At 75.7% G+C, this 14,990-nt stretch carries 14 protein-coding genes; 12 read left to right on the top strand and 2 right to left on the bottom strand.

The window, feature by feature from the left end:
* Nucleotides 1-85: 85 nt before the first annotated feature.
* Together VM95_RS26420 and VM95_RS26415 are read right to left on the bottom strand one after the other, a co-directional pair.
* Nucleotides 86-298: a DUF397 domain-containing protein gene (locus tag VM95_RS26420; RefSeq protein ID WP_045701069.1), complete on the bottom strand. Its 213-nt coding sequence runs from the start codon at nucleotides 296-298 to the stop codon at nucleotides 86-88.
* Nucleotides 285-1,172 carry a helix-turn-helix domain-containing protein gene (locus tag VM95_RS26415; protein ID WP_045701067.1) on the bottom strand — a complete coding sequence of 296 codons (888 nt, stop codon included), beginning with the start codon at nucleotides 1,170-1,172 and terminating at the stop codon, nucleotides 285-287. Before VM95_RS26415 ends, VM95_RS26420 begins: the two co-directional genes overlap by 14 nt.
* 275 nt (nucleotides 1,173-1,447) lie before the next feature.
* On the opposite strand from VM95_RS26415, the gene VM95_RS26410 reads away from it, so the two are divergent.
* The 12 genes from VM95_RS26410 (at nucleotide 1,448) to VM95_RS26355 (ending at nucleotide 14,952) form a co-directional block, all read left to right on the top strand.
* A complete protein-coding gene (locus VM95_RS26410; protein WP_045701065.1) occupies nucleotides 1,448-1,885 on the top strand; it encodes an ATP-binding protein in 438 nt (145 codons plus the stop codon).
* Nucleotides 1,882-2,154: a hypothetical protein gene (locus VM95_RS26405; protein WP_045701063.1), complete on the top strand. Its 273-nt coding sequence runs from the start codon at nucleotides 1,882-1,884 to the stop codon at nucleotides 2,152-2,154. The genes VM95_RS26410 and VM95_RS26405 overlap by 4 nt, the downstream gene beginning before the upstream one ends.
* A complete protein-coding gene (locus tag VM95_RS26400) occupies nucleotides 2,151-2,348 on the top strand; it encodes a hypothetical protein (RefSeq protein ID WP_045701060.1) in 198 nt (65 codons plus the stop codon). The genes VM95_RS26405 and VM95_RS26400 overlap by 4 nt, the downstream gene beginning before the upstream one ends.
* 130 nt (nucleotides 2,349-2,478) lie before the next feature.
* Nucleotides 2,479-2,901 (top strand): GPW/gp25 family protein, encoded by a 423-nt coding sequence (locus VM95_RS26395; protein ID WP_052707590.1) that lies wholly within the window; start codon nucleotides 2,479-2,481, stop codon nucleotides 2,899-2,901.
* Between the two features lie 44 nt (nucleotides 2,902-2,945).
* Nucleotides 2,946-5,138, top strand: coding sequence for a putative baseplate assembly protein (locus VM95_RS26390; protein ID WP_045701058.1), 2,193 nt, complete (start codon nucleotides 2,946-2,948; stop codon nucleotides 5,136-5,138).
* On the top strand, nucleotides 5,138-7,261 hold the full coding sequence (locus VM95_RS26385) for a phage tail protein (protein WP_045701056.1): 2,124 nt from the start codon (nucleotides 5,138-5,140) through the stop codon (nucleotides 7,259-7,261). Before VM95_RS26390 ends, VM95_RS26385 begins: the two co-directional genes overlap by 1 nt.
* A complete protein-coding gene (locus VM95_RS26380) occupies nucleotides 7,258-8,064 on the top strand; it encodes a hypothetical protein (RefSeq protein WP_157882220.1) in 807 nt (268 codons plus the stop codon). Before VM95_RS26385 ends, VM95_RS26380 begins: the two co-directional genes overlap by 4 nt.
* Entirely contained in the window at nucleotides 8,061-9,677 is a 1,617-nt protein-coding gene (locus VM95_RS26375) for a hypothetical protein (protein WP_157882219.1), read from the top strand. Before VM95_RS26380 ends, VM95_RS26375 begins: the two co-directional genes overlap by 4 nt.
* Complete coding sequence (locus VM95_RS39130; RefSeq protein ID WP_052707589.1) at nucleotides 9,670-11,751, top strand: AAA family ATPase; 2,082 nt, start codon at nucleotides 9,670-9,672, stop codon at nucleotides 11,749-11,751. Before VM95_RS26375 ends, VM95_RS39130 begins: the two co-directional genes overlap by 8 nt.
* Complete coding sequence (locus tag VM95_RS26365) at nucleotides 11,748-13,292, top strand: hypothetical protein (RefSeq protein WP_045701049.1); 1,545 nt, start codon at nucleotides 11,748-11,750, stop codon at nucleotides 13,290-13,292. The genes VM95_RS39130 and VM95_RS26365 overlap by 4 nt, the downstream gene beginning before the upstream one ends.
* On the top strand, nucleotides 13,289-14,728 hold the full coding sequence (locus VM95_RS26360; protein ID WP_045701047.1) for a hypothetical protein: 1,440 nt from the start codon (nucleotides 13,289-13,291) through the stop codon (nucleotides 14,726-14,728). The genes VM95_RS26365 and VM95_RS26360 overlap by 4 nt, the downstream gene beginning before the upstream one ends.
* Nucleotides 14,725-14,952: a hypothetical protein gene (locus VM95_RS26355; RefSeq protein WP_045701044.1), complete on the top strand. Its 228-nt coding sequence runs from the start codon at nucleotides 14,725-14,727 to the stop codon at nucleotides 14,950-14,952. The genes VM95_RS26360 and VM95_RS26355 overlap by 4 nt, the downstream gene beginning before the upstream one ends.
* Nucleotides 14,953-14,990: the final 38 nt, after the last annotated feature.

The following is a 14,990-nucleotide window of genomic DNA, read 5'->3' as shown; positions in this document are numbered from 1 at the left end:
GCAAGTTGCCCAAGGAGTGGAAGCAGCTGGGCGCTGACAAGTGAGCGCGAGAAGTCGGCTGGGCCGACTTCTCGCGCGAGGGTGTTCAGGTGTTGGGGAGGAGTTCGCCGGTTTTGACGGCGGTGATGAAGGTCGTCCACGCGTCGGCGGGGAAGACGAGCGCCGGCCCGCCGGGGTCCTTGGAGTCACGAACGGGAACGATGCCGCTGTTGAGGAACGCGACCTCAACACAGGCGGACTGTCCGTTGCTGCGGCTGGACTTGAACCACACCGCTTCTGTCAGATCAACCGTGTCCATAGCTTCCTGCCACTTCGGAGATCAGCAGCTTCGACGCCTGCTCACTGAGCGCTGTCTCCCAGATGTTCGTGAACGCGGCGTCGTAGCGTTCCACTTCGTTGGGCTTGTCCAGGTACAGGTCTCCGGTGAATCCGTCCGCGTAGACGGTCGGCGGCTCCGTTTCGGAGCCGTCGCCGTTGAGCGGGAAGCGCAGAATCCCGAATGAGCCTGACAGGACGCCCAGGTGTAGGCCCGCACTGAACGGGACCACCTTGATGGTGACGTTAGGAAGGTCGCCCATCTCCAGCAGGTGGGCGAGCTGTGCGGCCATGACCTTGTCACCGCCGATGGGACGCCGAAGCACCGCCTCGTTGAGTGCGACATCGAAGACGGGTGCGTCGGTGACCCTGGTGAGAAGAACCTGGCGGTTCGAGCGAAGGTGTACTCGTCGTTCGATCTCTTCGTCGACTTCGTGCGGATTGTGCGCTCGCATGACCACACGCGAGTAGTCGTCGGTCTGCAGCAGACCCGGAACCAACTCACTCTCGTACCAAGCGATCTTCGAGGCAGCTTCTTCCAGCCCGATGAAGAGATCGAATCCCTCGGGGATCACATCCCCGTAGGCGTGCCACCAGCCTCGGGCCTTGGTCTCCTTCGCCAGCCCCATCAAGGCCTCGGTCAGTTCGGCGGGTGCGCCGTAGACCTTGCACATGGCCTCGACGTCGAGGCTTCGCAAGGACGTTTGACCGGTCTCGATGCGCCACATCTTCGCTTCCGACCACTCCAATTGGCGAGCTGCCGCTCGCACGGTGAGTCGTGATCGGTTGCGCAGATCGCGCAGGTACCGCCCGAGCTGCCTGCGCGGCACCGTCGATCCAGTTGGCCCCTCTGGCATGGCCTTCCCCTTCCTGGCTTCCAGTATGAAGCACCGTCGGCGCTCGAAATGAAAGCACCTGTGCGCCCGCTTCGCAATGAACGTCAACCGGATGAGTCATCTGATGCGAAGCATCCAAAATGAAGTCTTGCAGATTGCGGAGAGTTGGGAGCAGACTACGGGCAGTAGTCCGTTGCCGCTCATGGCGATCTTGACGGATGGTCACCCGGGCATTCCCATGCCCTTCTTGGGCCCATCGCTTCTCGCTGCGAGCCGAAGTTGGAGGAGGCCCTGCCATGCCCGGATCGTTGGAGAAGCCGCCCATCCCCGCCGACCCGTTCTCCTGGTGGCTGCCCAGGCACCGCAAGTCCGCCGGCTTCGCCAGGCGGCTGCTCCGCACCTTCCTCGCCCAGCAGGCCAACGGTGAACGGTTCCTCGAATCCGCCGAGTTGGTGCTCGGCGAGCTCGTCACCAACGCCGTGCTGCACGCCAAGACCCCGCCGGGGCGGCTCATCTTCATCCGGTTCGAGCTCCGTCCCTCCGCCCTCCGCATCGAGGTGCACGACGCGGACGCCGGCCGGCCGGCCCTCCCGTTCCCGGCCTCCCCGCACGACGAGGCCGGGCGCGGGCTCTGGCTCGTCTCGCAGCTCTCGACCGACTGGGGCTGCTGCCCGCGAACCCTCGGCCCCGGCAAGATCATGTGGGCGCTGATCGACGGCGAGGGCGCGCGGTGAGCGTCGAACTCCCCTTCCCCGTCAGCGTCGAGATCAAGGGCGTCACCTCGGCCGCCACCTTCGCCGAGCTCTCCCACGCCCTCGACGCGATCCGCACGACCCTCGCCCGGCTCCCGCTGGACGAGGACCAGGCCGGCTACCTCGCCGACTACTTCTCCCCGGCCTCCGCCGAGCGGATCGCCCACCAGCTCATCCACACCGGCACGGTGGGGGCGATCGCCTACCTCGGCCTCGACGCCCACCCGATCTACCTGCACCCCGCGCCGTGATCGGCCGCCTCACCTGGGCCCGGGTCGAGATGTGGTGGTGTCTCAGCGCCCAGTTCTCCCGCCCGGTCCGCGCGATCAGCCCCCGCCGCCGGGCCGCCCACACCGAGATGCAGCGCTGGACGGCCACCCCGGGAAGCGCCGAAGCCCTTCTCCGCTCCGTCCTCCGCCAGGCCACGCCCCGCCACTTCGAGTGAACGGAACGGCAACTTGCGCGAGAAGTCGGCCAGGCCGACTTCTCGCGCAAAAGCGTTGCCGCGGCTCGGGGCGGACCGGCAGCCCGCGGCGATAACGCGCCCGTGACGCGCCCCGAGCACCATCGACGGCATGGCAGCAACCGACGCAGGCGCACCCGCCGACGCGTGGCTCGGCACCGGGATCCGGCTGCCCTTCCGGCCGCGGACGGCCGCCGGCGGGCCGGGCGGGGGCCTGGCCTGGGCGAGCGGGACGGACCTCGTCCGGCAGTCGATCGAGACGATCCTGGACACCGAGCCCGGCGAGCGCGTCATGCGGCCCGACTTCGGCTGCGGGCTGCGGCAGTTCCTGATGGCGCCGAACACCGCCGCCACCCGGGCCGCGCTGCGGGCGGAGATCGAGCAGGCGCTCGGCCGCTGGGAGCCGCGGATCCAGGTGATCGGGGTGTCCGTGACCCCGGGGGAGGAGCCGACCATGGTGTGGATCGACATCGCCTACGTCCGGCTCGCGGACCTGCGCGCCGACAACCTGGTCTACCCGTTCTACCTGCGCTGACACGCCCTCCGGCACTGACGACGACCACAGGGGGTGACCCGGCCGTGGCCCTGATCGGCCCGATCCTCGACGACCGATCCTTTGCTCAGCTCCGCGACGAGCTGATCAAGCGCATCCCGGTCTACAACCCCGAGTGGACCGACCACAACGCCACCGACCCCGGCGTGGCGCTGCTGGAACTGTTCGCCTACCTCGGCGAATCGCTGCTCTTCCGCTTCAACCAGATCCCCGACGCGACCCGGGCCGCCTTCCTGCGCCTGCTCGACGTCCAGCCGAGGCCCGCCCAACTCGCCCGCACGCTCCTGGTGCTGGACACCGACCGGGCGCAGGGCGTGCAGGTCCTGGCCGGCACCGAGGCCCGCGCCGGCGCCGTCCCCTTCGAGACCGAGGGCGAGGTGGTGGCCTGGCCGCTGGAGACGTACGCGGTCGGCAAGACCGCCGCGCCGGACGTCGAGGCCGGCAGCACCGAGGCCCGGCGGCGGCAGGACGCCGTCGCCGCGCTGCCGCTCCGCCAGCAGGACCACGTGCGCGCCGGAGCCGCCCACGGCTTCTACACCACCACCGCCGTCCCCGCCGACCCGCTGGCCGTCGACCGGCCGCCGCTCGACGTCGCCACCACCCTCGACCAGTGCCTGTGGATCGCCCTGCTCGGCAGGAACGGCACCGACCCGGCCCGGCTGCGCGACCACGCGATCTTCCTCGGCGTCGTCCCCGACACCGAACTCCCCAGGCCCTTCGACCTGGAGGCCCGCGACCCGGACCGCTCCCGGCTGCGCGCCGCCGACCTCACCGCCGACCCGCCCGCCTTCCTCTGGGAACTCTGGAACGGCCCCGACCGGGCCGGCAGCGCCGACACCGCGTTCACCAACCTCGCCGTCCTCGCCGACACCACCCGCGGCCTCACCGCCACCGGCGTCGTCACCCTGCAGTTGCCCGCCGCCTTCCCCACCCACGCCCCGGCCCCCGCCACCACCGGCGACCTGCACAGCCCGCCCCCGCTGGACGACGAGAAGACCGCCGCCCGGGTCATCGGCTGGCTGCGGGTGCGCCGCCCCGCCACCGAGAACGACGCCATCCACCGCATCCGCTGGGTCGGCGCCAACGCGGTCGGCGTCGTCCAGGCCCGCACCGCCGCCCCCGAACTGCTCGGCACCGGCACCGCCGACGCCGCCCAGACCTACCGCCTGACCCAGCACCCCGTCGTCCCCGGCACCGTGCGGCTGGAGGTCGAGGAGGCGGACGGCTGGCAGCCCTGGACGGAGGTCGAGAGCTTCGCCGCCAGCGGCCCGCTCGACCGGCACTACACCCTCGACCCCGCCGCCGGGCTCGTCCGCTTCGGCACCCGCGGCAAGGTCCCGCAGATCGGCGAACGGATCCGGGCCCTCGGCTACCGCTACGGCGGCGGCGCCGCCGGGAACGTCCCCGCCGGCGCGATCGGCAGCCTCACCGGCGTCGCCGGCGTCAAGGCCCGCAACGTCCTGCCCGCCGCCGGCGGCGCCGACCCCGCCACCCTCGCCGACGCCCTGGACGCCCTCCCCGGCGAACTCCACCGCCGCGACCGGGCCGTCACCGCCGACGACTTCCGCGCCCTCGCCCTCGAAGTCCCCGGCGTCCGGCGGGCCGAGACCCTGCCGCTGTTCCACCCCGACACCCTCAGCCGCACCGCCGCCGGCGTCGTCAGCGTCCTGGTCTTCCCCACCGAGGACCAGCGCGACCTCAGCGCCCCGCTGCCCGACCTCGCCCTGCTGCGCCGCGTCGCCGCCTACCTCGACCCGCGCCGGCTGCTCACCACCGAGCTCTACGTCATCCCCCCGACCTACCTGGACATCGCCGTCTCGATCGGTCTCCACGTCCGGGACGGCTACCAGGTCGACGCCGTCCGCCGCTGGGCCGAACTGATCGTCCGCCAGTACCTCGCCCCCGTGCCCCCCTACGGGCCGGACGGCGCCGGCTGGCCGCTCGGACGGGCCGTCCGGCGCGCCGAACTCGAAGCCGTCGCCGTCCAGGTCGACGGCGTCGAATACCTCGACGGCGAACTCGGCCTCGCCGCCCGCCCCGGCCCCACCGCCGCCTGGACACCCGCCCCGCTCGTCGAGCTGAAGGCCTGGCAGGTGCCCCGGCTCGCCGAGATCACCGTCGTCACCGGACCGCCCCTGCCGCCCGGCACCGGCTACGGCCCCACCCCGCTGCCCGGCGGCGACCCCGTCCTCGTCCCGCTGCCCCCGGAGGTCTGCTGATGGACGGCGACCGCGAGACCAGCCTCCTCACCGACCGCGACCAGTGGGTCCGCTGCGCCCACGACGGCACCGCGCTGCTCGACGGCGGCGGGGTCGGCCTCGCGTGGGAGGCGCCGCCGTCCGCTGGCGGGCCGTGGGGAGAACCCGCCGGGCTGGCCTTCGACCGCTGGGGGCGCGCCTACCGCTCGTACCCCGACCTCGGGCGGGTCGACGTGCTCGACCCCGGGGCGCCCTCCGCCCCCACCGACCCGCACCCCGGCACCCTGCGCACCCCGCGCGGCCTCGCCGTGGACAGCGCCCAGCGCCTCTACACCGCCGAAAGCTGCGGCGGCGCCGTCCAGGTCGTCGACCTGTGGGCCGAACGCCTGCTGCGCCGGGTGCCCGTGCGCACCGCCGCCCACCGCGCCCGCCGGCCGCTGGACGTGGCCGCGCGCTGCGACGGCGCCGTCGTCCTGCTCGCCGACCCGCCCGGCCTGGCCCTGCTGCGCGGGCGGCGCGGGCCCGCACCCGGACCCGCACTCGGTGGACCGCTGCTCGCCGCCGGCCTGACCCCCGCCCGGGTCGCGGTGTGCGCCGGGCAGGTCCACCTGCTGTGGACGGCGCCCTGCGGCGGGCGGGCCGTGATCGCCCGGCCGGACGGCAGCCACCCGGTCGAGGTCGGCGAGGCGAGCGACCTCGCCCTCGGCCCGGACGGCCTGCTCACCGTCGCCGGCCGCCCCGGGCAGCCGTTCCGCCGCTTCCGGCCGGACGGCGAGCGCTGGGTCGAGATCGAACCCGTCCGGGCACCCCGCTACGACGGCGGCGCCGTCGAGACCGCGCCGGACGGGCGCACCGCCTACACCACCGACCAGGGCCTCGCCTGGACCGCCGGCCCAGCGGCCCGGTACGTGCCGAGCGGACGGCTCGTCACCTACCGGCTCGACGCCGGCGCCTACCGCACCCGCTGGGGCCGGCTCTTCCTCGACGCCTGCCTCCCCCCGGGCACGGACCTGCGGGTCGGGTTCCTCACCAGCGACGAGGACACCGTCCCCGACCCGCTGCCCTGGACGCCCCCGGCCCGGGGGATGCGCGCCGTCCGGCACGGCGACCGGACCCCGCCGCTGCCGTCCGAACTCCGACTCGGCCGCCTCGCCCCGCCCGGCGGGCTCTACCGGCGCCCCACCGGCCGCGAATGGCCCTGGGCGCAGATCGCCCCCGACGACGCCTTCGAGACGTACGAGGCCCCGGTCAGCGCCCCGCCCGGCCGCTACCTGTGGATCGTCCTCGACCTGGCCGGCACCGCCCGGCTCACCCCGCGCATCCGCACCCTGCGGGTCGAACGCCCCGGCCACCGGCTGCTCGGTGAGCTCCCGCGCTCCTTCAGCCGCGACGAGGACGACGCCGACTTCCTGCACCGCTACCTCGCCCCGGCCGAAGGACTGCTGCACGAACTCGACGGGCGCGCCGCCCTGCGAACCGTCCTGCTCGACCCCACCGCCACCCCGCAGGAAGCCCTCGGCTGGCTCGCCGGCCTGCTCGGCCTCGCCCTGGACCGCCGCTGGCCGATCGCCGCCCGCCGCGCGCTTGTCGCCCAGGCGTACGACCTGTTCCGCATCCGGGGCACCCTCACCTGCCTGGAACGGATCCTCCGGCTCTACCTGCCCGTCCCCGTCGCCGTCGTCGAGAACTGGCGCCTGCGCGGCCTCGGCGGCGCCGTCCTCGGCACGGAGCCCGGCGGGCCCCCCGCACCCGCCGTCGGCGGCGCCGCCCGCGCGACCGCCACCCTCGGCCGGTTCGCCGTCGGCGGCCTGCGGCCCGGCGAGGACGGCTACACGGCGACGGCCCACCGGTTCACCGTCCTGATCGCCGCACCCCTGACCGGAGAGCCGCTCGACGTGGTGCGCAGCATCGTGGAGACCCACAAGCCCGCGCACACGCTGGCGGAGATCTGCCCCCTCGGCACCGGCATGCGGATCGGCCGGGCCCTGCACCTGGACCTCACATCGGTGGTCGGCCCGGGCGCGGCCTGGGGCCCGGCGGTGGTCGGCCACGTCCGGGTGGGGGAGGACGGCGTGGTCGGCGTGCCCTCGGCCGCGGCGAAGGTGGGGGAGACGGCGGCGGTGGGGGCGGTGAGGGTCGGGTGAATGAGGAACTGCCAGGTGTTGTCGATGCTTTGGCGGATGCTGGACTGCTCGGCCGCGTTGTGGCGGATGCTGATCCGGCTGAACCCTCCTGCGGCGTGAGTCCGGCCCGAGCCATGGTGGTGGGGCGTGTCTGGCTAGGTGCTCCGGTGGTGGTGGCCGGTGGCGAACTTCCCTATGCCGCCGATGTGTTGGCGGATGCTGATCCGGCTGAACCCTTCTGCGGCGTGAGCCCGGTCCGAGCCATGGTGGTGGGGCGTGTCTGGCTGGGTGCTCAGGTGGTGGTGGCCGGTGGCGAATTTCCCTATGCCGCCCATGCGTTGGCGGATATCTCGCTGGTTGGATCCTTCTGCGGCGTGAGCCGGGCCCTAGCCGTGGTGGTGGGGCGTGTCCGGTTGGGCGCTCTGACGGTGGGCGGTGGCGAACTGCTCTCGGCCGCCGATGTGTTGGCGGATGCCTCGCTGGTTGGATCCTTCTGCGGCGTGAGCCGGGCCCGAGCCATGGTGATGGAGGGTGTGCGGCTGGGCGCTCCGGTGGTGGTGGTCGGCGGCGAACTTCCTTTTACCGCCCAGGTCTTGGCGGATACATCGTCGGCTGACACCTTCTGCGGCGTGAGCCCGCGCGGTGTGGTGCGAGCGGATGCCGAACGTCCCTTCCCCGCCCGGTCCTTGGTGGATTCCGCGCCGGCTGAATCCTTCTGCGGCGTGAGCCCGCGCCGAGCCGTGGCGGTCGGCCGGTCCGGGTGTACGGGGGCCGGGTGGGTGGTCCGGCGGTTCTCGGCGGTGAGGGCGGTGAAGGCGGGATGAGCGTTCCTGCGGTGACCATCGGGCGGTTCTCCGCCACGCTGCACGACGACGGCTCGGCGCGGCCGGGCGAGGCCGGGCTGACGGCGCCTCTCCGGTGCGTCGTGGACGGGGGGTTGGCGCTCGCGCTGCGCGAGGTGCGGCTGCCGGAGGGCCGTTGGTGCGTCCGGCGGCTGCGGCTGAGCCTGCCGCTCGACCTCGACCGGCCCGGGCCGGACGGTGGGCGGGTGTGGTCGGTGGCGGTGGCCGCCGCGATCGAGCGGGCGGTCCGGGAGGGCGGCGGCGAGGTCGTCCACTACCGGCACGACGTCGACCTGCTCGCCGACCTGGTGGCCGGGGCGGCCGCGGGCCGGACCGTCCGGCACTGGGCGTGGCAGCAGGCGGGGGCGCTGCGGCCCGGCGACCCGGCTCCCGGTGTCGAGCCCCGGGCGGCCGTGCTCGCCGCGCTCGGCCGGGCCCCGCAGCACGTGGCGGCGGCGCTGCTGCGGGCCACGCCCGTCTGCGGACTGCCCGCCCTGGACCGGCTGTTCGGCGAACAGGGGTGGCAGGCGGTGGCCGGGTTGGCGGCGGTGGCGTCCTGGTGCGGGCCCGCGCCGGCCGGTCCGGGCCACGACGGGCCGGTTCCCGCCCCCGCCCGGGCGCTCGCCCGGACCCTGCTGGCGGGCTCGGTGCTGGCCGGGCTCGCGCGGTCGGCCCGGCTGCGCCCCGGGCCCGCGACCCTGGCCGCCTGGGCGGTGCTGGCGGCCGCCGAGGCCGATCCCGGATCGCTGCACCGCCGCCCGCACCCCGATCTGCCGAGGGCGCTCGCCCAGGAGCTGGGGGCGGTGCTCGGGCAGGCGACGCCGCCGGGACGGGATCGGCCCGCAGCGCCACCGGTGCCCACGACACCCTCCGTCCCCGCACCCTCCGTCCCCGCACCCGCCGTCCCCGCACCCGTCGCAGCTGTGCCGGAGCCGATGCCGGATTCCTCGCCCACCGTGGAGGCGACCAGGCCGCACCCGCCCGCACCGGACGAGGAGCCGCCCGCCACGCCCAGCCCGTCCGACCCCGCCCCCGACCCCGCCACCCCGCACCGCCCCCCGCAGCCGTCCGTCGCCGCCCCGGACACCCCCGGCGGCGCGTGCACCGCCTGGGCCGGGCTGCTCTTCCTCCTCGCGGCCGCGCCCGACGCCGGCCTCCCCCAGCGCGCCCTGGACCACCCCGCCCTGACGGCCCGCCCGCTGCGCTGGGTGCTGCACCGCCTCGGGCGCGAGCTGCTGCCGGAGGCGGCGCCGGACGATGCGGCGCTGCTCGCCCTGGCGGGCCTCGGCCCCGCCCGCGCCGCCGTCCTGCTCGCCGCCCCGCCGCCCACCGAACCGGAACGGACCGCCGTACGCGCCCTCTCCGCCGCCTGGGCCTCGGCCACCTGCGCCCGGCTCGGCGACCGCGAGCTGGAAGACGCCACCGCCGTCCGGGCGGTCGCCCGCCGCAGCGGCGAGGTGTGCGCGGAGCCCGGGTGGATCGAGGTGCGGCTGTCCGTCGCCGACACCGACCTGACGGTCCGCCGGGCCGGTCTGGATCTGGATCCGGGCTGGGTGCCCTGGCTCGGCGCGGTCGTGAGGTACGTCTATGTCTGAGACGTTCGGAGCCCCGTACGCGCCCGAGGCGGTCAGCCGGGCGCTCACCGCCCGGGCGGCCGGGATCGCCCTCCGCCTGGCCGGGCTGCTCGAAGCCACCTGCGACACCGAGTCCGCCGCCGACTCGGTCGGCTTCCTCCGCGCCTGGGCCGACTCCGCGCGCGGCCACCGACCGCCGCTGCCCGCCGAGGCCGAACCGCTGCGGCGCCTGGCGGACCGGCTCGCCCTCACCGAGGTGGAGGTCGACCTGCTGCTGCTCGCCGGCCTGCCGGAGGAGCACGAGGGCCTGGCCAGGACCTTCCGGACCATGCACCCGTGCGGCGACTCGCACCCGAGCGTCGGCCTCGCCGCCCTCCTGCTCGACCAACACCAACACCAACACCAGCACCAGGACCAGCCGCACCAGCCGGGCGCCGACCGCGCCGCGCTGCGCCGCCTGCTCCACGAGGGCGCGGCCGCCCGCAGCGGCGCCCTCGCGGTCGCCGGCGAGGGGACGTTCCACGACCGCAGCCTGTGCCTGGCCGACCGCCTGTGGGAGGCCCTGCACGGCTGGGCGGCCTGGCCGGAGGCGCTGGCCGAGATCGAGGTGGGGCCGCCGGTCGCCGGGCTGGACGGCTGGCTCGACCGCCCGGCCGCCCGGCTGGCCGTGGCCGCGCTGCGCTCGACGGCGCCGCGCACCGTGGTCGTGACCGCGCAGGACGCCACCATCGGGCTGAGCCGCTGCGCCGCCCTGGCCCGCGCCGCCGGGCTGCGGCCGGTCGCCGGGCGGACCCGCCCCGACTATCCCGCCGCCCTCGGCCTGCTCAACCTGCACGCGGCCGCCCGGGGCGGGGTGCCCGTCCTGGTGGTGCCCCGGCCGGAGGAGGGCGCGGGCCCGGCCCGGCTGGACCTGCGCCGGGTGGCCGGCCCGATCCTGGTCTGCGCCGGGCCGGGTGCGGTCCGGCCCGGCCCGGAGCGGCCGGTGCTGGCCGTGCCGGCCGGGCCGATCGGCACGGCCGACCGGCGGGCGGCCTGGCGCGCGGCGCTGCCCCAAGTCGCCGAGCAGGCGCCGCAGTTGGCGGCCCGCCACCCGCTGGACCCGGCGCTGACGGCGCAGGTCGCGATGGACGTGCACAGCTGCGACGCGCTGGCGCCGGGCGGCGCGGGCACGGACGTGTCGGCCGCGATCCGGACCAGGGCCGGCGCCGTCCTGCCGCCCGGCGTGGACCTGGTCGGCCCGCGCGCGGCCTGGGACCGGCTGGTGCTGGCCACCGAGCCGGAGCGTCAACTCCGGGACGCCGTCTCTCGGTTGGCGTACCAGGCGGTGGTGCTGGACGACTGGCGGCTGCGCGAGGCGGCCCGCGCCGACCGCGGGGTCCGGCTGCTGCTCAGCGGCGCGCCCGGCACCGGCAAGTCGCTGGCGGCCGAGGTGCTGGCGACGGCCGCCGGGACGGACCTGCTGGTCGTCGACCTCTCGCGGGTGGTGTCGAAGTGGATCGGGGAGACGGAGAAGAACCTGTCCGCCGCCTTCGACGCGGCCGAGCGGATGCAGGCGGTGCTGTTCCTCGACGAGGCGGACGCGCTGTTCGGGACGAGGACGGAGATCTCCGAGGCCAACGACCGCTTCGCCAACCTGGAGACGGCGTACCTCCTCCAGCGGCTGGACCGCTTCGACGGCCTGGCGGTGCTGGCCACCAACCTGCGGCAGAACATCGACGCCGCGTTCCTGCGCCGGATGGACTTCGTGGTCGGCTTCGACCTGCCCGGCGAGGCGGACCGCCTCCGGCTCTGGCAGCTGCACCTGCCCGAGCCCGTCCGGGCGCCCGGCGTCGACCTCGCCGCGCTCGCCCACCGCTACCCCGTCCCCGGCGGCTGGATCCGCAACGCCGCGATCGCCGCCGCCTTCCGCGCGGCGGAGAGCGGCGGGCGGGTCGGCCGGCCGGAGCTGGTCGAGGCGATGCGCCGGGAGTACGCCAAGGCGGACCGCCCGTTCCCGGCCGATCCGGCCGCCCCGCCCGCCGGGGCCGCCGACGAGCGGGCACTGCGCGCGCTCGGCGCGGCCGGCGCCGGGCCCAACAGGGAGGAGTCATCATGACGGCGCTCGACAGCAGTGCACCGTGCGGCTGCGGCGGCACCACCGGTGGCGCTGCGACCAGGACGGGGGGCGGCCCCTGCGGCCAGGACGACCTGCCGGTCACCCCCTTCGACGCCCTGCGGGTGGCCTTCGGCATGCTGCTCGGCGAGGACGACTTCCGGGTGCTGATGGGCAACCCGCGCGGCAAGCAGATGCTGCACGCGGCCTGGCTGCACGGCCCGGGCGTGCTCTGGGGGTACGGCGTGCACCTGGACGCGGACGGCGACCGGCTGCGCGCCGCGCCCGGCCTCGCGGTGGACGGCTGGGGTCGCGAACTCGCCCTGGAGGCGGAGGCGTGCGCCTCGCTGACCGCGTGGGCCACCCGCTGGGCCCAGGACCACCCGGCGCCGAGCGGCCCACCGGGCCCGCCCGGGCCGTCCGCCCCCGACCCGTGCACCGGCCAGCCCGCCCCCGACCCGTGCCCCGGCGGCACGACCCGGCGGGTGACGGCCTGGCTGGCGGCCGAGTTCGCGTCCTGCCCGGCCAGGCCCGTCCCGGCGCTGGCCGACCCGTGCGACATCACCCGCCGCCACGACGACTACTCGCGGGTCGCCGAGACCGTCCGGGTGGTGGTCCTCGGGGACGAGCCGCCGCGCCGCCGCCCGTACCACCGGCTGCGGGTGCTGTTCGGCCTGGAGGGCGTCACGGGCCCGGACGACGCGGCCGGGCGGGAGGCGGCGGAGGCCGCCGCCCGGGTGCGGGCCGCCGCCCCCGGGCGCCGGGCGGAGCAGCTGCTGGCGGAGTTCCGCCGGCTGGCCGCGGGCGACGCCGTCCAGGACGCGCCCGAGCGGGAGGAGGGCGACGCCTGCCCGCAGCTGTTCCCGGTGACGGAGGACCACGCGCCGGTGGTGCTCGCGAAGCTGGCCTTCGACGTCGTCACCGCGCCCGGCTGCGTGCGGGTCGCGAACGTGGACGTCGACCAGCGGGCCCGGACCGCCCTGCTGCCCACCGGCGCCCTCCAGGAGCTGCTGTGCGGCCTCGCCCCCGCGCTGCTCGGCGAGACGCTGAGCGAGGACGCCGGTGGGCCCCGGCTGGCGCCGGGCTCGCTGCGCTGGAGCCGCGGCGACACCTGCCTGAGCCTCTGCTTCGACCGGCCGGTGGACCGCCGCTCGCTGGAGCAGGCCCTGACGATCACCTCGCTCTGCGAACGGCCCGAGCACGGCGCGGGCTGGGCGCGGAGCACGGTGGCCGGGGTGCGGCTGACGGACGGCGGCACCCGGGCCGTCGTCGACCTCGAACTCCCGCCCGCGCACCGGCTGGTCCGCGTGCTGATCCGGGGCACCGGCCCCGAGCCCTGCTACGGGACCGACCCGTGGGTGCCGTTCGCCGGCCTCACGGACGGCCCGGCGGCCGGGCGGCACGACGGCCACGACGCCGTGCTCACCATGCACCTGCACCAGCACGACTGCCCGGACGAGCACGAGCACGAGAACCAGCACGACAACCAGCACGGCAACCAGGACACCGCCGACACCGCCGACACCGGGAGGGCCGCGTCATGACCACCGCCGCCACCGCCGCCGCATCGTCCGGGACGCCCGACGAGAACTCCGCCGGCACGCCGGACACCGCCGGCGGCGACATCGACCGCCTGCACGCCTTCGACGGGCTGTTCCTGCGCGCCGAGCACCTGAACCGGATCCAGGACTACGCCCGGGAGTTCGCCTCGGCGATCGGCCGCTCCGGCGGCCCCGGCGTCGTCGAGGGCTACCGGGTCGCCGTCGAGCAGGGCGCCTTGAAGGTCACCGGCGGCCTGGCGGTCGACGCGGCCGGCCGACCGCTGCGCTCCCGGCACGAGGTGACGCTGCCGCTGAAGGACCTGCGGGCCGGCGCCGACGCCTTCTGGTGGGTGGAGGTGTCGCGGCTGGACTGGGACTACGGCGACACCGCCGTCCAGGGGCTGCTCTGCGAGGACCCGTGCGCGGGCGCCACCACCAGCAAGCAGTTCACCGCCGAGGGCGTGCGGATCTCGCTGACGGCGGACCGGGCGACCGGGCTGGAGGAGCAGTTCGGTGTGAACCGCCGCAACTGGCTGGCCTCCCGGCTGTTCGCCGCCGGGCAGGCCGACGACACGCCCTGGCTGGCCACCCCGGCCGTCCTCCCGGCCGACTGGGAGCCGCCGGTCGAGTACCCGAGGCCGCCGGTGCGCCTCGCCCTGCTGATCCCGGTCGGGCCGGACGTCTCCCAGTGGATCGTCGACACCTGGACGGCCCGCCGCGAGGTCGGCGCGCCGCCGCCCGAGCGCTGGTGGCAGGGCCGGCTCGGGATGCGGCCGTGGAACGCGTACGCGGCGCAGATCCTGCAGTTCCAGGACCAGTTGGCGCAGTGGCGGGACCCTCGGGCCGGCGGCGCGGCGGCCGCCGAGCGGGCCGCGGACACGGCGCTGGCGGAGGAGATCCGGCGGATCGTCGGGATGGCCCAGGGCGCCCGGTCGCGGCTGGCGCTGTCGATGAAGGAGGCCCTGGAGCGCGCCGCCAGGGAGGACGGCGCACGGCGGGACGCCGCGCTCCCGGCGGTGCCGCCGCTCACCGAACGCGGCTTCGGCGACCTGCCGCCGGCCGGCTACCTGCCGGTCCAGAGCGACCGGCAGCGACTGGAGCAGGAGGTGCGGCGGGTCCTCGGCGACCGGCTGGACCTGCGCTTCTGCGAGGCCTCCCGGGCCGACATCGCGGAGGCCGTCCAGCAGGCGCAGCACCGGGACCGGATCGTCCTCGACTCCGCCGCCGAGGTGGAGGTCCTGGTGCCGGTGGGGCCGGTGGGGCCGGTGACGGCCTCCGCGGTGGACGGCGGGTGGACGGGCGGGTGGGTCGCGTTCGTCCGCAGCCGTCAGGTGTCCTGCTGGTCGCCCGGCGTCGCCGCGCCGCCGGAAGCCGCTGCGCCGACCGCCGCCGAGCCATCGACCGCGCCGCCCACCGCCGAGCCGGGTGACGGCCGGTGAGACCCGTCGACGAGGACGAACTCCCGTACGCCGCCCTGTGCGTGGTGCGGGTCGAGCCGCAGGCGCCGGGCCGGTTCCTGATCACCGTCACGTCGAGCACCGACCTGCGCCGCCCGTCCGCCGAGTCGCGCACCCGGGCCGCCGACGCGGGCACGGTGCTGGCCCTGGTCGCGGACTTCCTGCGGGGCTGCCGCGTCACGAGCGGTCGGAGCGGTCAGGTCTGACCAGGGTTACCGGGAGAAGGGACGGGTAGGCACCATCC

Source organism: Streptomyces rubellomurinus, assembly GCF_000961885.1.
Lineage (GTDB): Bacteria > Actinomycetota > Actinomycetes > Streptomycetales > Streptomycetaceae > Kitasatospora > Kitasatospora rubellomurina.
This window is presented reverse-complemented; position numbering and strand designations above follow the sequence as displayed.